Origin of the sequence: Agrobacterium sp. Ap1 (assembly GCF_017313375.1) — a bacterium.
Lineage (GTDB): Bacteria > Pseudomonadota > Alphaproteobacteria > Rhizobiales > Rhizobiaceae > Neorhizobium > Neorhizobium cellulosilyticum.
In genome coordinates, this window is the sequence record NZ_JAFLMY010000008.1 from 220222 (window position 1) to 239542 (window position 19321).

The following is a 19321-nucleotide window of genomic DNA, read 5'->3' on the forward strand; positions in this document are numbered from 1 at the left end:
ATCTCCAGTGTCCGATTATTCTCAATGCCCTTGTGCTGATTGGTGTGATTGGCCACAAGAACGCCGTGGAATTAAGAGGAAGCATATGAGGCGGGTTTCAGAACGACCACTAAGGCGCTCCATAGCAAAACTAATTATATCTGCTCTGGGTGGAAAATCCTGGCGGCACGCTCAGGACTGGTTGCCGGGATTGCAGCTCGACATACCTCAAGAAAAAGGCAGGGCCGGAGAAGTACGTTATCGCGGCTCGATGGTGTCCAAACTGTTCCATCCGGCTGTGCTTGAGAAAGAAATTAAGTCTGCGGTCTACATCGTTGGCTCGGGGCCATCCGTAAAAGGATGTGACCTTGGCGGTATCGAAGCCGGAACGTGTATTTTACTTAACGGCGCTATCAACCTCATTCGTGATCCAATATCGACACCGCTTGCCATCGCGATCGAAGATGAGCGGTTCGTCTGGCGCCATTTCGATTTGATGCGCGAGAAGATCACTCACAATGTTATTTGCCTGTTCTCGACCAGTGTGATCCGCGCTATCTGCGAAATCGACAGGAGCTGGCTTGGTGATCGGCGCATTATTCTGATCAACGACATTCGCAAGCCTTACCGTCTTCCCAGGCGAAGCAATGCGGATATTGCCGATTTGGATTTCGTTCGCCTGAATGGGGATCGTTCCGCAGGAATTTCCCTGGCGCCTGAACGTGGGGTATTTCAAGGTGGATCCGTCGTAATCAGTGCGCTGCAGTTCGCGATATACTGGAGGCCGGCGGAGATTGGCTTTTTCGGTATCGATATCTCGAATGCGAATAATCCGAGATTCTATGAGAAGGCCGGCGATATGGCCAAGAGCGGTCTTGTTGAAGGGCAGAAACGTATTCTTGAGCATGTCACGCTCGCCAACGAGGTTTGCTCGGAACTGGAGATCAAGCTTTCAAATTTTTCGAAAATATCGGCTCTGCGCGAATGCGGGCTCGGCTATGACGATCGCTTCGCGTGCGGAAAATAATTCTGCTGACATATTATAGAGTGCATGCCTTCTGGGGCGTTACGGAGATGCAGCGCTTTCATAAACGGCTCCTAGTCGGCGAATTTCGTGCTCTATACGGAAATTCGTTGTGACGTGCTGGAGGGCACGGGTGCCGGCTTTCTGGCGACGCGCATCATCGTCCATGAAATCTGCCGATGCTGCCGTCATCGCTTCCAAGTCAGCGAGAACAATTGTACCGGTCTCGTCATTTCCGGTTACGATCAGTTCTGGAAACGCGCCGACATCGGTGGCGACAACCGGGACGGCGGTTGCCATCGCTTCCAGCGGAGTAAGCCCAAAGCCTTCCCAGCGCTGGGGGGCGACGAAGAGGTCGAGGGTGCGGTACCAGTCGTTGATATTGGTGTGTTCGCCGACGAAGAGGATGCGATCGGCGAGGCCGGCGTTGGCGGCCTTTTCCATCAGCTGTTTTTCGTAGTCGACATGCGGGCCGGTGGCGCGGCCGGCGATGATGGCGGTCCAGTCGGGGCGCGTGGGCAGAAGCGCGATCATCGTGTCGACGAAAAGATCGGTGCCCTTCTGATGACGGACCCGGCCGAAGCAGCCGACGAACTTTTGTTTCGGATCAAGGCCGAGCGCCGTGCGCGCGGCAGCCTTGTCTTTCGCCGGTGAGAAGCGTTCGGTGTCGATGCCGTGCATGACAACGGTATTCGGCACATTGAGATAGGTGGCGGTGCGGCCGCTGGTGGCGACGACGGCGTCCATCTTCGAGATCAGCCATTTTGTCCAGCCGGTGTGGCGGCGTTGCGAGGCGGAGGTGAAGACGATCGTCAGCGGCATGCGCAACACGTCGCGCATGATGATCGCCGGCAGCATCTCGACATTGCGGCGGGCGTGCCAGACGCGGTTCTTTTTGCCGCGCGGCGGGCGCCGGAGGCTCAGAAGATCACGAAAGCGGATATGCGGGATGGTATCCGGCAGGCCCGGTCCAAGAGCCGCCACCTTGTAGCCAAGGGCGCGTTGAACAGGAATCAGCTGGATGATCGTGCTTGTCACACCGGACAGCCGCCGCTTGAAGTTAGGTGCTATGACCTCGACTTCACCGATATCGACGACTGCCGGATTGTGATGGATGTTATTCTGGCCCTCGGCCACGGCGATCAGCCCCAGGAAACGGAAAGGATCTCGTAGGCCTTGGAGCCGCCAGGCGCAACGACTTCGATCGATTCGCCTGCTTCCTTGCCGATCATGGCGCGGGCGATCGGGGAGGAGATCGAGATGCGACCGGCCTTCACGTCGGCTTCCTGATCGCCGACGATCTGGTAGGTCTTTTCCTCTTCGGTATCTTCGTCGACCAGTTTTACAGTGGCGCCGAACTTGACCTTGGAGCCGGACATCTTGGAAAGGTCGATGACTTCTGCGCGGGCTGTCAGGTCTTCCAGCTCGGTAATGCGCCCTTCGTTGTGGCTCTGGGCTTCCTTGGCAGCGTGATACTCAGCGTTTTCCGAAAGGTCGCCATGGGCGCGCGCTTCCGCAATCGCTTCGATGATACGGGGACGCTCCTCCTGCTGCCTCCAGCGCAGTTCTTCCTGCAGCTGGACAAAGCCGTTCTGCGTCATCGGTACCTTTTCAACCATTTTCTTGTCCTTCAGGGGCGTGCCCGCGGATGCCGCGAACACAAAAAGAAACAGGTTCCGGAGCGTGAACTTCGGAACCATCGCAACGTCAAAATGTAGGGTCACTATATCAGAATTTCGATGTCCCTTACGAGGAATTTCGAAACCATGCCATATCTCCCGCGTGCCGCATGTGATGTGAACCGCGCCCGTTTGTCAATCTCTTGACAGCGGCAACGGGAACATATAGTGAACATACGCAATGAAGAAATCGCTGAAAGAACGATTGGCGATCCTTTCGGACGCCGCAAAATATGATGCTTCCTGCGCGTCGAGCGGGACCGTGAAGCGTGATTCGTCGGCAAGCGGAGGGCTCGGTTCGACGGAAGGATCAGGTATCTGCCATGCCTATGCGCCTGATGGACGCTGTATCTCGCTTCTGAAGATACTGCTTACCAACTTTTGCATTTACGACTGTGCCTACTGCATCAATCGTTCTTCCAGCAATGTGGAGCGTGCACGTTTTACGCCGGAAGAAGTGATCTGGCTTACGCTCGAATTTTACCGCCGCAACTATATCGAGGGCCTTTTTCTGTCTTCAGGGATCATCCGCTCATCCGATCACACCATGGAGGAGATGGTGCGGATCGCCAGGGAATTGCGAACGATCCATAACTTCCGCGGGTACATCCATCTGAAGTCTATCCCTGAAGCTTCTGCTCATCTGATCGAGGAGGCGGGGCTTTATGCGGATCGTCTTTCGATCAATATCGAATTGCCGACCGACGCCGGGATCGGGAAATTCGCACCGGAGAAGCAGCCGGCGAACATCCGTCGCTCAATGGGGAATCTGCGACTGAAGATCGAGGAAATGGCGGAGCCGACATTGCAGACCAAGCGGCGGCGCAAATTCGCACCGGCGGGGCAGAGCACGCAGATGATCGTCGGGGCGGATGGTGCCTGCGATGCCACGATCCTTGGCACCAGTGCCAGGCTTTACGGAAGTTATGGATTGAAGCGTGTCTATTATTCGGCCTTCAGTCCCATCCCGGATTCGTCGAAAAAGCTGCCGCTGATCAAGCCGCCATTGATGCGTGAACACCGGCTCTACCAGGCCGACTGGCTCTATCGTTTCTACGGGTTCGACATTGAGGAAATCACATCGGGACGTGATGGAGGAATGCTCGATCTCGATCTCGATCCAAAACTTGCCTGGGCATTGTCTCATCGCGATCGGTTCCCAGTCGATGTCAATCGTGCAGATCGCGAGATGTTGCTCAGGGTTCCGGGTTTCGGCACCAAAGCGGTCAACGGCATTCTGTCGTCTCGGCGGTTCCGAAAACTCAGGCTGGATGATCTGAAGCGACTGAACGTGTCGCTCCGGAAGATACAACCCTTTGTCATCTGTGACGGCTGGACGCCACACCGGCTGGTCGACCGGTCTGATCTTCGCGCCATGTTTCAACCCAAGCCGGAGCAACTGTCGCTATTATGATGTTTCGCTATTCCTTGCGGGGGCGGGGCGATCTTGATGAATGGCGGGATGCGGCCCGGGGTTTCATGATGGCCGGAATTACACCTGAATTCATCGAATGGCGGACGATGGACGATGCTGACGGCCTGTTCGGCTTCGACGACAACAGACTTCCGCAGCCGGCAAATCCGCCACCGAAAATCAGTGTGCAGCCTTCTTTCATCCGGTTGGCCGAGGCGGTTCTCTGCCATTCCGATCCAACCCGATTTGCACTTCTCTATCGGCTGCTGTTCAGGCTCTTCCATTCGCACGGTCTGCTCAACATGGCGACCGATCGTGATGTGGCCGCGGCGCGTCAGCTCGCGAAGTCGGTGGGGCGTGACTATCACAAGATGACGGCTTTCGTGCGCTTCAAGGAAATTCCGCTGCCGGAGGGGAAGGTGGGGCGGCGGCGCTTCGTGGCGTGGTTCGAGCCGGATCACTTCATCGTCGCTCGTGTGGCGCCCTTCTTTCAACGGCGATTTACCGACATGGACTGGTTGATTGCCACGCCCAAGGGGTCGGCTTCCTGGGATGGCGACGAATTGAAGGTGAACGACGATCCTGCACCAAGGCCAGATCTGCGTGATGAGACCGATGATCTCTGGCGCACCTATTATGCTTCCATCTTCAATCCGGCGCGATTGAAGGTGAAGATGATGATGGCCGAGATGCCGAAGAAATACTGGAAGAACCTGCCCGAGGCGGAACTCATTCCCGGCATGATCGCCAAAGCAGAGGCAGATGTGCTTGAAATGGCCGTCAAGCGGGCGAGCGAGCCTTTGCCGTTCCATCATCGCATACAGGAGGCCGCGGCGAGGGTGCCGACGCAGCCCCTTCCTGCTGTGGGCACACTCGCTGCGGTCAGCGAAGCTGCACGTTCCTGCACGCGTTGCGACATCCATTGCCTAGCAACCCAGACGGTGTTTGGAGAAGGGCCAGCGGATGCAGATGTGATGGTGGTCGGCGAACAGCCCGGCGACCATGAAGATCTGGCGGGGAGGCCGTTTGTAGGTCCTGCTGGAACGCTATTCGATGAGGCGCTGAAGCTCGCTGGGATTGAGCGCGACAGGCTTTATGTGACCAATGCAGTGAAGCATTTCAAATATCAGCCACGTGGGAAAAGGCGTATCCACCAGAAGCCTAATATGGGGGAGGTTCGGCAATGCCGCTGGTGGCTGCGCCAGGAACTGGAACTGGTAAAACCGAAACTTATCATTGCAATGGGAGCGACGGCGCTCTTCGCTTTGACCGACATGCGGCAGAAGCTGGCAGATGTTCGCAGCGAGCCAATCGCAATGGAAGAAGGCAAGACGCTATTCGTTACCGTTCATCCATCCTACCTACTGCGTATTGTTGATGAGGATTTGAAAGAGAAAGAGATTGCCCGTTTTCGCGAGGATTTCGCGTCGGTTAAACGGCTCATGTGAGCTGCAATCAGGTTATCAACAGGCGCATGCTGCATTGCGGTATCGTTTCGGAGCGTAAATGGTGCAATGCGAGACATGGCGGCGAAAAAATCCAGCCGTTGGTTTTTACCTTTTAACGTTCCCCTCGAGTGCTTCAAGACAGGTGGAAAATTCACCCTTAGCGTTGTTCCCGGACCAACCCCTGGAGGTGCCGCCCGATGACGAGGCGGGTCGCAAGTCTAATCATGTCAGTCTGCGTTGCTTTTGCGATGTGGACGACGCTGGCTGTCGCGTCACTTCTGATGTGGAAATTCCTCCGGGATTATTCCGGATGAATGGGTCCATGATGGGCCAGGCCGCCTTTGCGAAAGTGGAGGCGGCCAATCGCCGGTCAGTCAGCTCGGGAGAGGTATCCATCAATCCACAAAGAATGGGTCTTTCGGTAGATTGGGCGGATTATAACCGCCGCCTTCCATTCGGATGCGTACCGAACTGTGCAGCATGGCTCTCTCTGGAATAAAACGACGATCCCGGAACGGGATATAAATCGAGCGACTATCGCCCCGCTTGCGCCATGAGTTTTCAGGTACGCGACGAGGAAGATACTCCAGCGGTTTCCAGCCGAGGCTCATGGAATCGTGCAGGTCTGCTGTTGCGTTCAGGCTGACATATCTGTTGCTACGTTGTCCTTTGACAATATCTTCAACGGTTTGGGTTCGATAAAGCAAGCCCGTTGGTTCGGTCTCTCTGATCATCCATTCGAGTGGAATCTTGACTTGACCGCTGTCCGGCTCAGGATAGCCGCCGCCGACATCGCCATGCACGCCCGCAAACCAGACTTGTTTGAAATTCTGTTTCCCCTTCACTTTCTTGAATGGGCTGCCTCTGTAGTCCTGATCGGGGATCCATAATTCTGGCTGAAACATCGTGCGACGTTCATCTATGGCCACGGCATGGCGTACCCATTCGACGCTGGGATTCATATTGGAAAAAGGGTGCGTCTTCATCTGCACCCAATGCTTGCCCGGCTCTATGACGGAGGCAACCGTATCGAACAGGCCGAGCAGCTTGATTGGCGGGCGCCCGGTGCGCAGTGTTCGCTCATAGAGACGCATCGAGGCGAAGGCCGAGCGTCCCTCATCTTCCTGAAGTTTGTCGTGGTCAACCTCTTCCTGGACGGGGATGCCCTTATAGGTGTTGTAGGCATAATCCAGGAGGTTGAGATGCTGGCGGCTCATCAGGCCGAGCGCGTGGATGAAGCCAGCTAAAACCCTTGCGGAATATGCTCCGCGGCTAAATCCGAATATGTAAATGCGGTCACGATCCATGTGGCTGCCATTCGTGTCTTTTGTCCCAGGATCGTAATTCTCGATGAGAAAACGGTAAGCTTCCTTGATGTTCTGGTCCATGCCCCAGCCAGTGGCCAGTCCCCAGATCTCGATCGTATTGCGATAAACCTTCGACCAGGCATTGCTGGCGCCGAATGTGCCTACGCCGGGATCGTAATAGACGATCTGCTGTTCCGACCGCTCCAGCGCTCCAAAGAGGCGCAGAATATTGGTGCGATCCGCTGAAATCTCGTTCGATGTGCCATCGAACAGAATGACGATGTTCTTCGACATGAAATCCCCTCAACTTAGTTAAATCAAGTTAGGGTGCATTTTCTTTATTTGCAACTGAAGGTTTTGTTTTTTAGTGGCTACATGCCTTGCATGTATCGCCGTATAGCTTTGGTATCAGCGGCGCTTTTTTATGGTCGAGAGCACGGTTTCCAGCCGGTCTAAATTCTGCTCATTGGCGGCAGAGAGAAATTTCTCGATATCGCGATTGTCCTGGGTGTCTTCGAAGGACATGCGCCAGGTAAGGCGTGTTCCGTTTTCATCGTCGTGGTAGCCGATCTCAAGGCCGAATGCGTGCATCGGTCCGTGATGAAACGCAGCAATACGCTCATCCTGCAGGATCTCGTCGAACGTCCAATAATTCTCGAAGTCGGTGTCGCTGGAGGATGTCATGACGATCACCCATGTGCCGCCATCGACGAAGTCGAATTTCTCGATGCGGTTGGTGAAGCCGTGTGGTCCCCACCACTTTTCCAAGAGTGTCTTATCTGAAAAAGCTCTGAACAGCGTAGCGCGGTCCGTGGCGAAGACACGTTCGTTTTCGATGACAAGCGAGCGGTTCACATCATCGACCATGGTCTTCCTCCGTACCTACATCGGTTAGTCAAGTCATCGACCAGGTAGATAGCGGAGCGAAAAAGAGCCGGTCAACAGGAACGCTGGCCGGCTCGTATATTGCTTAGAAGTAGGCCTGCAGCGGGCGAACTTCGAGATTGCCGGCTTTCAGCGCCTTGATTGCCATGGCCGCGGCTTCGGCACCTGCCATGGTCGTGTAATAGGGCACTTTTTGCATCAGGGTGGCGCGGCGCAGCGATTTCGAGTCCGAGATCGCCTTGTTTCCGTCGGTCGTGTTGATGACCAACTGGACCTGACGGTTGCGAATGGCGTCCTCGATATGCGGACGGCCTTCCAGTACCTTGTTGATCTTGGTGGCCTCGATACCGTTTTCGGCCAGGAAGCGCTGGGTGCCACCGGTTGCGAGAACCTTGAAGCCTATTTCGGTAAGGATCTTGATTGCCGGCAGAACGCGATCCTTGTCAGAGTCGCGGACGGAAACGAACACCGTTCCTTCGCGCGGAAGTTCCACGCCGGCGCCGAGCTGCGATTTGGCGAATGCCAGCGCGAAGTCGGTATCGAGACCGATGACTTCACCGGTCGAGCGCATTTCCGGACCGAGCAGCGTGTCGACGCCGGGGAAACGCGCGAACGGGAAGACAGCTTCCTTGACGGCGATATGCTTGAGGTTGCGCGGATCCGGCTTGGTGCCGTAGGCGCTGAACAACGGGTCGAGCTTTTCACCTGCCATGGCGCGGGCTGCGATCTTGGCAATCGGTGCACCGATCGTCTTCGCCACGAAGGGGACCGTACGCGAGGCGCGGGGGTTGACTTCGAGAACGTAGACCGTGCCATCCTTGATGGCGAACTGGACGTTCATCAGGCCGACGACATTGAGCGCTTTGGCCATTGCCTTGGCCTGGCGTTCCAGCTCGTCGATCATTGCTCCGGAAAGCGTGCGCGGGGGCAGCGAGCAGGCGCTATCACCCGAATGGATGCCGGCTTCCTCGATATGTTCCATGATGCCGGCGATGAAGACGTCCGTGCCGTCGCAGAGGCAGTCGACGTCGACTTCGATGGCGTTCGACAGGTAGCTGTCGAACAGAAGCGGGTTCTTGCCCAGAAGCGTGTTGATCTGGCCGGTCTTGTCGTTCGGGTAGCGCTGCTTGATGTCTTCCGGAACCAGTTCCGGCACCGTGTCGAGCAGATAGGTCTGCAGCTGGCTTTCCGAATGCAGGATCTGCATGGCGCGGCCACCCAGAACATAGGAGGGGCGCACGACCAGCGGGAAGCCGATCTCGGAGGCGACGGTGCGGGCCTGTTCGACCGAATAGGCGATGCCGTTGTTCGGCTGCGTCAGGTCAAGCTTCATCAGCAGCTTCTGGAAGCGGTCGCGGTCTTCGGCAAGGTCGATCATGTCAGGCGCGGTGCCGAGGATCGGGATGCCGTTCTTTTCCAGCGCTTCGGCAAGTTTCAGCGGGGTCTGGCCGCCGAACTGGACGATAACGCCGACGACTTCGCCCTTTTCCTGTTCTGCCCGAAGGATCTCGATCACGTCTTCAGCCGTCAGCGGTTCGAAGTAGAGGCGATCGGACGTGTCGTAGTCGGTCGAGACGGTTTCCGGGTTGCAGTTGATCATGATCGCTTCATAGCCTGCATCCTTCAGCGCGAAGGCGGCATGGCAGCAGCAATAGTCGAACTCGATGCCCTGGCCGATACGGTTCGGGCCACCGCCGAGGATGACGACCTTCTTGGCGGTGGAGACTTCGGCTTCCGAGCGCAGTTCACCGACGAAAGGCGTCTCGTAGGTCGAGTACATGTAGGCGGTCGGCGAAGCAAATTCGGCGGCGCAGGTGTCAATACGCTTGAAGACCGGGCGCACGTTGAGTGCGTTACGATGTTCGGCGACTTCCTTCGGGCGCTTGTGGGTGAGCGAGGCGAGGCGGGCGTCGGAGAAGCCCATGGCCTTCAGCATGCGCAGGTTTTCGGCGTCTGCCGGCAGGCCATGCTCGCGGATGCGGGCTTCCATGTCGACGATCGCCTTCAACTGGGCGATGAACCACGGGTCGATCTTGCAAGCTTCGTGGACTTCGTTTTCGGTCATGCCGAGGCGCAGCGCCTGGGCGACCTGGCGCAGACGGTCCGGCGTCGGGGTGCCAATCACAGCGCGGATGGCATTGTGGTCGTCACCTTCACCAAGGCCGGGGATCTCGATTTCGTCGAGGCCGGTCAGGCCGGTTTCCATACCGCGCAGGGCCTTCTGCAGCGATTCAGCAAAAGTACGGCCGATCGCCATGACTTCACCGACCGACTTCATCGCGGTGGTCAGGACCGGCGAGGCGCCCGGGAACTTTTCGAAGGCGAAACGCGGGATCTTGGTGACGACATAGTCGATCGACGGTTCGAACGAAGCAGGCGTCGCGCCGCCGGTGATGTCGTTGTCCAGTTCGTCGAGCGTGTAGCCGATGGCGAGCTTGGCCGCGACCTTGGCGATCGGGAAGCCGGTGGCCTTCGAAGCCAGCGCCGACGAGCGCGAGACGCGCGGGTTCATTTCGATGACGACGAGGCGGCCGTCATCCGGGTTGACGGCGAACTGTACGTTCGAACCGCCGGTTTCAACGCCGATCTCGCGCAGGACCGCGATCGAGGCGTTACGCATGATCTGGTATTCCTTGTCGGTCAGCGTCAGGGCCGGCGCGACGGTGATCGAGTCGCCCGTGTGGACGCCCATCGGGTCGATGTTTTCGATCGAGCAGATGATGATGCAGTTATCCGCCTTGTCGCGGATGACTTCCATTTCATACTCTTTCCAGCCGAGGACCGATTCTTCAATCAGCACTTCGGTGGTCGGCGAGGCGTCGAGGCCGGAGCCGACGATCTCGAAGAATTCCGAGCGGTTGTAGGCAATGCCGCCGCCGGTGCCGCCGAGGGTGAAGGACGGGCGGATGATGGCGGGCAGGCCGACGACGTCGAGCGCCTGGGCGCCGATCGCCATGGCATGTGCCATGTAGCGCTGCTTGCGGTCGCTCTCACCTAGATTCCACTGGTTTTCAAGCGCATCAAGCGCCTTATCCAGTTCGGCGCCGGAAAGCTTGCCCTTCAGTTCCGCGCGGGCAGCCTCGTGCTTCTTGCGGTCGGCATCCTTGATTTCTGTGGCGTTGGCGAGCATCGACTTCGGTGTCTCGAGGCCGATCTTTGCCATCGCCTCACGGAAGAGGGCGCGGTCTTCGGCCTTGTCGATGGCTTCCGGCTTGGCGCCGATCATTTCGACATTGTAGCGATCAAGCACGCCCATGCGCTTCAGGGACAGCGCGGTGTTGAGCGCAGTCTGGCCACCCATGGTCGGCAGCAGTGCGTCCGGGCGCTCCTTGGCGATGATCTTGGCAACAACTTCCGGCGTGATCGGCTCGACATAGGTTGCGTCGGCGAGGCCCGGATCGGTCATGATGGTTGCCGGGTTGGAATTGACCAGGATGACCCGGTAGCCTTCTTCCCTCAGCGCCTTGCAGGCCTGGGTGCCGGAATAGTCGAACTCACATGCCTGGCCGATGACGATCGGACCCGCGCCGATGATGAGGATCGATTTGATATCTTGGCGCTTTGGCATGGTCTCTATCCGCTCTTTGTCTGCGCGAAAAACCGGCACGGGGCGTGGGTAGCTCCGGTCGGGTCACGTGCGCATCATTTTTCTGGCTAGACGCGGCTTATAGGCAAATGTGCGGCCTATGAGAACCCCATAAATCGGCAAATCGACAGGAATCGTGGTGGATTGACGCCGCGGGCATAATCGAAAGTTAATTACTCGGGAATACTTGGGTCTCCGGGGTATTTTCAGAATTCTGGATTGTTTTTTTGACTGGGGGACAAGTCATGTCTGCAGGATATCTGCGATCAATTCCGATTTTGACTGCTGTTGATGTGCTCAAGCGCCTGCGTTCCGATGCTTATTTCTATATTATAACGTTATTATACACTTTATTCGCCATCTATTTGGCGTGGTTTGGTGGCTTTTTTCCTATGTTGTCTCACGATCTCTACTTTGGTCAGTGGACAAAGGTGTTTCTGATCGTCATGCCGGTGATTGCGATCTCCTTCGACATGTTTTGGCTGGTGCATCGCTTCGATCGCCGGCGTAGACTGGCTTTCCGTCGGATTTTTTCGGCGAAGAGAATGGCCGGGCTGATTTCCGGCGTCTTGCTGCTGGGAGGACTGATGTTCTTTCAAGGCAGCTTCACGTCAATCAAGAACATGTTGCCTGCCTTGCGCGGCGGGTTCATCGATGACCGTGCTCAGGCGGATATAGATGCGTGGCTGCATTTCGGCGTCGATCCCTGGATCTTGCTCCATTCAGTGCTTGGGCAGGACTGGGTCAGGAGCGTCATCGAATTCAACTACAACGTTCTCTGGTTCATTCTGTGCTTCGGCGCCCTGTTCTTCGTTGCCACGTCGCCATCGGCCGACGGGATCAGAAAACGTTATCTGCTGCTTTTCGCTTTCGTCTGGATCGGCTGTGGCAATATTCTCGCGGGGCTGTTTCTTTCGGCGGGGCCGGCCTTCTATGGTGCGGTCGTCGGCGACCAGGCACGGTTCGCCGGCCTCATCGCTTTCTTGAGCCGAGGCGACGGAGTGAGTTCTGCTGCCGAATACCAGACCTATCTTTGGGCACTGCATGAGAGCGGCAGCGCCGGTTTCGGCAGCGGTATTTCCGCCTTTCCGAGCATTCATGTCGGCCTGATCACGCTGAATGCGCTTTTCCTCAATGGCTACTCCCGCCGTCTCGGAGTGGTCGCCTTCGCCTATGTCGCATTCATCCAGATCAGTTCGGTTTATCTCGGCTGGCATTACGCGATTGATGGTTATGTCTCGATGACCTTGGTTGTCGCCGCCTATTACGCTTTGACGGCGGTCCTGAAGCGTCGGTGGGAGCGGACGCATCCCACTGTGACCGTTCCTTCATTGCCGGTTGCGTCATAGCGGCTTTCTTGCCGGAAGACGTATTACGTAAACCGTACCGCTCGTGGCATGGCTGGCATGGACAGCCGAACTCACCGGTACTATTCCTGCCGTTCATCAAGAACACATGCGGCAGGAACTTCGGACGGCAGCGTCCGTTGGCCGGGAGAGAATTTCATGGCTGATGCAACATCAAAGCCGACAGCAAGCGCTGCGGCAGAAAAGACAGTGCTGCCGATCATTCTGGCGGCGAGTTTCTGCCATATGCTCAACGACATCATGCAGTCGATGATCTCGGCGATCTATCCGATGCTGAAGGCGGACTTCCATCTGGACTTCTGGCAGATCGGTATCCTGACACTTGCCTTCCAGTGTACCGCTTCCCTGCTGCAGCCGGTCATCGGGATTGTCACGGACAAGAAACCTTATCCCTATTCGTTGCCGGTCGGCATGGCATCGACCTTCTTCGGCTTGCTCTTGCTTGCATGGGCGCCGACCTATGGAATTCTGGTGGTTGCTGCCGGTCTTGTGGGCATCGGTTCGGCCGTCTTCCACCCGGAGGCCTCGCGTGTCGCGCGGCTAGCCGCGGGCGGGCGTTACGGTTTTGCGCAGGCAACCTTCCAAGTCGGCGGCAATTTCGGCCAGTCGATCGGGCCGCTGCTTGCCGCCTTCATCATCGTGCCGATGGGGCAGGGCAGTGTCGGATGGTTCTCTGCCATGGCGCTTCTCGGCATCATCGTCCTGACCTGGATCGCCCGCTGGTACAAGGCGCATATGGCCGCCAACAAGGGGAAGAAGAAGGCTCTCGGCGCTCATAACCTGTCGAAGAACACGGTCGTCATCGCGCTTGTCGTGCTGACCATCCTGACCTTCTCGAAGAACGCCTATATGGCGTCGATCAGCAGCTATTACACCTTCTTTGCGATCGAGCGGTTCGGGGTTTCGGTGCAGATGTCGCAGATCATGCTGTTCGTATTCCTCGGTGCAGTGGCACTCGGCACCGTTGTCGGCGGTCCGATCGGCGACCGGTTCGGCTCGAAAGTGGTGATCTGGGTCTCGATCCTTGGCGTGCTGCCGTTCACGCTCGCCATGCCTTACGCAAACCTGCCGCTGACGATCATCCTCTCGGCGATCATCGGCTTCATCATGGCCTCATCTTTCCCGGCGATCATCGTGATGGCGCAGGAGCTGGTGCCCGGTCGTGTCGGCATGATTGCCGGCATCTTCTTCGGTATCGCCTTCGGTGTCGGTGGTATCGCGGCGGCAGTGCTCGGCGTGCTGGCGGATAGCCACGGGATTGTCTTCGTCTACGGCGTCTGCTCGTTCCTGCCGGCGATCGGATTGCTGACGGTGTTCTTGCCGAGCAAGAAGCAGCTGAAGGTGGCGTGAGGGCATTTCGCCAATCCCTCATCGCCTTTCCTCGCCGTTGCGCTATATTGTCCTTTCTTAATACATGAAGCCGTCGAGGAGTGGGCAATATGGAATGGAAGGGTCGCCGCCAGTCGGACAATGTCGAGGATCAGCGCGGGGCTTCCATGGGAGGGAGCCCGTTCGGTCGCGGCGGGATGCGTATCCCGATCGGGGGCGGTCGAAGAGGCGGCGGTGGTCTCAGCATCGGCGGCATTGTCGTCGTGCTGATCATCTGCTGGATCACCGGCATCAACCCGCTGACGCTGCTTTCAGGCGGCGATATCGGCTTTGATGGCGATGGCAGCTCGCAGCAGACGCAACAGGGCACGCCGGCCAATGACGAGATGACCGCCTTCGTGCGCACGGTTCTCGCCGATACCGAAGACACATGGTCGGAAATCTTCAAGTCTTCCGGACAGGCATATCAGGATCCGACACTTGTGCTCTTTTCGGGCCAGGTGCGCTCGGCCTGCGGCTTTGCCTCATCGGCTTCCGGACCGTTCTATTGCCCGGGTGACCGCAAGCTCTACCTCGACACGACATTTTTCAACGAACTCTCGCAGCGTTTCGGTGCTTCCGGCGATTTTGCCGAGGCTTATGTGATCGCGCATGAAGTCGGTCATCACGTTCAAAACCTGATCGGCGTGCTGCCGAAGTTCAACCAGATGCGCCAGCGGATGAGCGAGACCGAGGCGAACCAGATGTCGGTGCGCGTCGAGCTGCAGGCGGATTGCTTTGCCGGCGTGTGGGGCAAGCGCACTGATCAGAAGGGCTTTCTCAGCCAGGGCGACCTCGAGGAGGCGCTCAATGCCGCGCAGCAGATCGGTGACGATACGCTGCAGAAGCGGACGCAAGGGTATGTCGTGCCGGAAAGCTTCAACCACGGTACCTCCGCCCAGCGGATGCGCTGGTTCAAGCGCGGTTTCGACAGCGGCAACATGAATTCCTGCGATACGTTTTCGGGGGATGTCTGAGGGGCTGCAGACACATATTTTCACGCAGCAGATGCGGCCCTGCCGGGTGGCCGGCGGGGTGATTTCTATGCGGGAGTGGGGCAGGCGTCGTCTGTGATGGTTTGGTGGTAGGCATTTGCCTGCCCCGACCGTTTGCTGCTTTCCGTACGAGACTTGTCAATTCCCGTCTTTCCGGCATTCGCGGCCATCATCGAAAACCGGGTTCAGACCCGTTTTAGGACTTCCGGTTCGCGAACCCGGTTTCCCGCCCGATGACGTGATGATTGTCGCGGAAGCTTGCGGGGCGAGGATGAAAAACGCGCTGCATTTCCGTAAAAGACTGAAATTGCCGGCATGTTTTTTCGCCGAAACCGAAATCATCCCCGATCAGGTCAGGTGGGGTTATGTTTTTCGGTTCGGTTGCCGGATGGGGCGTCAGACATCATTGCTGATCAAGAGCGCCGTCCTGGATCCATCGGTTGCGACCATTCCTCTTGGCTGAAAGCAAGGCGCGGTCTGCCCGTTCCAATACGGTCGATATGGTGCCGGCTTGCGGGGATGTCGAAATGCCAAGGGAAATGGTGACGGGATCGAGCAGGCGTCCACGATATGACACGGGGGAGCTTTCGACGGATTGCCTCAACTGCTCGGCGATCTTCTCGGCATCTTCCGCGGCCAATCCCGGTAAAAGGACGGTGAATTCTTCGCCGCCAAACCGAAACACGTCGCCCTTGCCGGTCACGACCTCCGACAGGATACGCGCGACATATTGCATGACAGCATCCCCGGCATCATGACCGAACTGATCGTTGAAGCGCTTGAAGTGGTCGATATCGATCATCAGGCATGCAAGCGAGGCGCCGGGCTCTTCGACAAGCCGATTGAGTGCCTCATCGAGAGAGCGGCGGTTCATCAGTCCCGTCAGCGCATCGCGTTTCGCCATGCCAACAAGGCGTTGCCGAAGCTGCAGGTTGGCGACCGCAAGGCCGACGTTTTCCGCCAGCAGCTCGAAATAGAGGCGATCGGCAGGTGAGGCGTGATTGTGGACAGACGTTTCGAGATAGAGGAGCCCCACGATCTCTCCCAGCGCAGTGAGCGGGATGCACAGATTGCTGTTTTCGGCCATGTGGATGTGGTGGCAGATGACGTCGTCACCATCAGGCTCGCTGAAATGCGGACGGCCACGCCGCAGCGCCCAGCAATCGTCGATCGAAAAATGCAGTTCGGATGCGGCGGGATCAGACCACTGTCCCAAGGAGTGAAGGGTCGATCCCTGTTCCTTCAGGATGAACAGGTGGCCGGCGGCATCCGGAAAAATCTGCGGCATGAAGCGCGAGACGACATCCGAAAGTTCCTCCTGGTTCTGGCAGGCCTGCACCCGATGCATCATCTGCAACATCAGGTCCTTCATGCGCTGATCCTTGCGGCGTTCGGCGTCGAGGCGCTCCCTTTCCAGGCCATTGTTGCGGAAAATCTGGATGGCGTGGTTCATTTCGCCGATCTCATCCCGCCTCCCGTCGTCCAGAACCTCGACATCGTAATCCTGGCGTGCCAGCCGGGTGACGACGTTGCTCATCCTGATCAGCGGCAGCGCCACGCGCCGGCTCAGGACAAAATAAAGCACCGCCAGAAACATCAGCGCCGTCAGAACCAGCATGGATTTCGCGATGTTGCCGAAGAAGTCGCTTCGGGCCTTGGCCGCATCAACCGCGACCTGCGAACGTGCGGTAACACTGGCTCTCACCGCTTCGACTTGCTTCAAAAGCTCGGTGTGCAGGCGATAATGCTCGTCACCAAATAGAGTCTGTTGAGCGTCATTCTGCCGGCCAGCACGATAGGCGCTGATGGCTTCCTTTTCGATCGCGTCGATAGCATCTGCCGCATTTCGGATGCGGTCGAACATCGTCTTTTCTTCCGGCGAGAGGCCGAGGTTGGACAGCTTTGCGATACTGCCTTCAAGATGTCCTTCCTGATCGTCATCCACGTAGAACCGTGCGAGATGCTGTTCATCGCCGCGCATGACATAAAGACGTGCCTCGTCTGTGCGGCTCTCGGCAATGACGGCCAGTTCTTCCGCGAGATCGTCAATCTCAAGATGTTGCTGGATCGCCGTGCGCTCCTGCGACGCGCTTCTCGCGGACAATATGAAGGTGGAGGCCGATATGGCCGTGAGAACGAGGGTTACCGCATAGGCAAGATGTGTGATCGTACTCAGTCGCATCCTGAACCGCCATCTGTTCGCCGACGCAGAATGTTTCACAACGTCGGGCAAGGGTATTGCGCGCCCATTTTAATTCGTCGTGATAAACGGGAAGTCAACGATTGCAGATCTACCTGAGATGGTGCGGCGGATCAGGCACATCGTTGCCGTCATCTCATGCGGTTCAGACGACGGCGTTCAGTCGGGTATCAGCGGATCAGCAGCGCCGTTGCGTATAGTCCGAGTGCGAAAACCGTGTGGGCGACGAAGTTCAGCAGCCTTACCTTCTTCGGGTTAGGCGTTTTCGATGCCGCCCAGCCGAGGCCCATGCCGGGCTGCATCAGGAACCAGCCAGCGCCGATCGTCACGATGCCGAGAACCCAGGCGGGCAGGAACGTTGGGGAGCGCATCCAGTCCGGTCCCATGATCAGGACAAGAATGACACCGTAAAGGATGCCGACGGCATAGTGGCCGATCCAGCCAAGTGCCAGTTCATGACGATAAGGTTCTGCGGTTGCAATGCTGTCGTGGAAGACCTTGCCCTTTGCCAGATGCCGGAACCAGCGGCCTGCGGGCGCCCAGTTCGGCTTGGGCTGCTGGTAGACGAAATGCAGGACAAGCGCCCAGATGTCCATAAGCACCGTTGCCCCGATGCCGATCAATATGCCCTGCCAGATCAACTCAATCATTACGCTCACCCCCTGATTGCCGAAGGATATAGGCGCGATTCCGTCATCGCCCGCATCAGAAATTTTGAGATGTTCCTGTATTGTTCCGATTTTCTTTTTCCGTTATGTAGTCGTCCCGGCGATCCGATCGTCTTTTCCAGGTGAGATGTTGAGAGAGGCATTCGATGCTCGAACCTAAATCCGTCCGCCGTGGCCTGTTTCTCGTCTTCGTCATTCTGTTTCTGGATGTCATCGGTATCGCGATTATCATGCCGGTCCTGCCGGCCTTCCTGCAGGAACTGACAGGGGATGATGTCAGCGCTGCTGCGATCGACGGTGGTTGGCTTCTGCTGATATATTCGGCGATGCAGTTCCTCTTTGCGCCGCTTATCGGCAATTTGTCCGATCGCTTCGGGCGCCGGCCGATCCTGCTCATCTCGGTGCTGACCTTTGCCATCGACAATCTTATCTGCGCCGCCGCGACCAGTTTCTGGATGCTTTTCATCGGCCGTGCGCTGGCCGGATTTTCAGGCGGCAGTTTTGCCACCTGTTCCGCCTATATCGCCGATATCAGTAACGACCGCACGCGGGCACGCAATTTTGGCCTGATCGGCATCGCCTTCGGGGTTGGCTTCACGATCGGACCTGTGATCGGCGGCCTGCTCGGAGAATTCGGACCGCGTGTACCGTTTTTGGGGGCCGGTCTGCTGTCTCTCGCCAACTTTATCGCGGCATGGTTCCTGCTGCCGGAAACACTGGAGCGGCACAACCGGCGGGCTTTCGACTGGCGACGTGCCAATCCGCTTGGGGCGCTGCGCCAGATGCGCCACTATTCCGGTGTCGGCTGGATATTGCTGGTGATGTTTCTCTACTGGCTTTCTCACGCCGTTTATCCGTCCGTCTGGTCCTTCGTCTCGACCTATCGCTACGGCTGGAGCGAGGCGCAGATCGGATTGTCGCTCGGCCTGTTCGGCATTTGCGCGGCGCTGGTCATGGTGTTTGTCCTGCCTCGCCTCATTCCGGTTCTCGGCGAGTGGCGAACGAGCTTGCTCGGGATCTGTTTTTCCTGTCTCGGTCTCGCCGGCTATGCCTTCTCCTGGGAAGGCTGGATGGTCTATGCCGTCATCCTGTTGACGACGATCGAGAATGTTGCCGATCCCGCGCTGCGCAGCATCGCCTCGGCCAAGGTGCCGCCGTCGGCGCAAGGGGAATTGCAGGGTGCGATGACGAGCATGACCAGTCTCACGACCATCATCGGGCCGGCTATATTCACCCAGCTTTTCAGCAGGTTCACCGGGGAGGGCGCGATCGTCGAATTTGCCGGTGCGCCCTACCTGATGGCGGCCATCTTCATGGCGTGCGCAGCGATCGTGTTCGTTGCGCGCATATCGCGAGATACCTCTGCCGCTCGTGCGATCCATCAGGTTTCGTGAAGTAAGT

14 protein-coding genes are annotated in these 19321 nt (G+C 57.6%); 7 read left to right on the top strand and 7 right to left on the bottom strand.

Features of this window, described 5'->3' with window-relative positions; all coding sequences use genetic code 11:
• The first annotated feature begins 85 nt into the window (after positions 1 to 85).
• Positions 86 to 1006 (top strand): glycosyl transferase, encoded by a 921-nt coding sequence (locus JZX87_RS17750; protein WP_206827071.1) that lies wholly within the window; start codon positions 86 to 88, stop codon positions 1004 to 1006.
• A gap of 39 nt (positions 1007 to 1045) precedes the next feature.
• Here JZX87_RS17750 and JZX87_RS17755 read toward each other — a convergent pair whose 3' ends face one another.
• The gene (locus JZX87_RS17755) at positions 1046 to 2140 is read right to left on the bottom strand and encodes a glycosyltransferase family 4 protein (protein WP_353654208.1); all 1095 of its coding nucleotides are present in this window, start codon (positions 2138 to 2140) and stop codon (positions 1046 to 1048) included.
• Positions 2141 to 2145: 5 nt separating this feature from the next.
• Positions 2146 to 2622: a transcription elongation factor GreA gene (gene greA / locus JZX87_RS17760; protein WP_148147529.1), complete on the bottom strand. Its 477-nt coding sequence runs from the start codon at positions 2620 to 2622 to the stop codon at positions 2146 to 2148.
• Between the two features lie 241 nt (positions 2623 to 2863).
• Here greA and JZX87_RS17765 point away from each other — a divergent pair, with 241 nt between their 5' ends.
• Together JZX87_RS17765 and JZX87_RS17770 are read left to right on the top strand one after the other, a co-directional pair.
• Positions 2864 to 4096, top strand: coding sequence for a putative DNA modification/repair radical SAM protein (locus JZX87_RS17765; protein ID WP_148147530.1), 1233 nt, complete (start codon positions 2864 to 2866; stop codon positions 4094 to 4096).
• Positions 4096 to 5544, top strand: coding sequence for a UdgX family uracil-DNA binding protein (locus JZX87_RS17770; RefSeq protein ID WP_206827116.1), 1449 nt, complete (start codon positions 4096 to 4098; stop codon positions 5542 to 5544). The genes JZX87_RS17765 and JZX87_RS17770 overlap by 1 nt, the downstream gene beginning before the upstream one ends.
• A 395-nt stretch (positions 5545 to 5939) precedes the next feature.
• On the opposite strand, the gene JZX87_RS17775 is transcribed toward JZX87_RS17770, so the two are convergent.
• From JZX87_RS17775 to carB, 3 genes are all read right to left on the bottom strand, one after another.
• On the bottom strand, positions 5940 to 7145 hold the full coding sequence (locus tag JZX87_RS17775; RefSeq protein ID WP_206827073.1) for a T6SS phospholipase effector Tle1-like catalytic domain-containing protein: 1206 nt from the start codon (positions 7143 to 7145) through the stop codon (positions 5940 to 5942).
• Positions 7146 to 7259: 114 nt separating this feature from the next.
• Positions 7260 to 7718 carry an SRPBCC domain-containing protein gene (locus JZX87_RS17780; RefSeq protein ID WP_206827075.1) on the bottom strand — a complete coding sequence of 153 codons (459 nt, stop codon included), beginning with the start codon at positions 7716 to 7718 and terminating at the stop codon, positions 7260 to 7262.
• A gap of 103 nt (positions 7719 to 7821) precedes the next feature.
• The gene (gene carB, locus JZX87_RS17785) at positions 7822 to 11304 is read right to left on the bottom strand and encodes a carbamoyl-phosphate synthase large subunit (protein ID WP_206827077.1); all 3483 of its coding nucleotides are present in this window, start codon (positions 11302 to 11304) and stop codon (positions 7822 to 7824) included.
• A 410-nt stretch (positions 11305 to 11714) separates the two neighbouring features.
• Between carB and JZX87_RS17790 the strand changes: the two genes are divergently transcribed.
• The 3 genes from JZX87_RS17790 (at position 11715) to ypfJ (ending at position 15034) form a co-directional block, all read left to right on the top strand.
• Entirely contained in the window at positions 11715 to 12671 is a 957-nt protein-coding gene (locus JZX87_RS17790; RefSeq protein WP_206827080.1) for a phosphatase PAP2 family protein, read from the top strand.
• Positions 12672 to 12827: 156 nt separating this feature from the next.
• Positions 12828 to 14039 (top strand): MFS transporter, encoded by a 1212-nt coding sequence (locus JZX87_RS17795; RefSeq protein WP_206827082.1) that lies wholly within the window; start codon positions 12828 to 12830, stop codon positions 14037 to 14039.
• Positions 14040 to 14128: 89 nt separating this feature from the next.
• Positions 14129 to 15034: a KPN_02809 family neutral zinc metallopeptidase gene (gene ypfJ / locus JZX87_RS17800; protein WP_206827084.1), complete on the top strand. Its 906-nt coding sequence runs from the start codon at positions 14129 to 14131 to the stop codon at positions 15032 to 15034.
• A gap of 421 nt (positions 15035 to 15455) precedes the next feature.
• On the opposite strand, the gene JZX87_RS17805 is transcribed toward ypfJ, so the two are convergent.
• Both JZX87_RS17805 and JZX87_RS17810 read right to left on the bottom strand, forming a co-directional pair.
• Positions 15456 to 17234: a diguanylate cyclase gene (locus JZX87_RS17805; protein ID WP_206827086.1), complete on the bottom strand. Its 1779-nt coding sequence runs from the start codon at positions 17232 to 17234 to the stop codon at positions 15456 to 15458.
• A 188-nt stretch (positions 17235 to 17422) separates the two neighbouring features.
• Positions 17423 to 17902: a DUF2938 domain-containing protein gene (locus JZX87_RS17810; protein WP_148147538.1), complete on the bottom strand. Its 480-nt coding sequence runs from the start codon at positions 17900 to 17902 to the stop codon at positions 17423 to 17425.
• A gap of 164 nt (positions 17903 to 18066) precedes the next feature.
• On the opposite strand from JZX87_RS17810, the gene JZX87_RS17815 reads away from it, so the two are divergent.
• Complete coding sequence (locus tag JZX87_RS17815; RefSeq protein ID WP_206827087.1) at positions 18067 to 19314, top strand: TCR/Tet family MFS transporter; 1248 nt, start codon at positions 18067 to 18069, stop codon at positions 19312 to 19314.
• Positions 19315 to 19321: the final 7 nt, after the last annotated feature.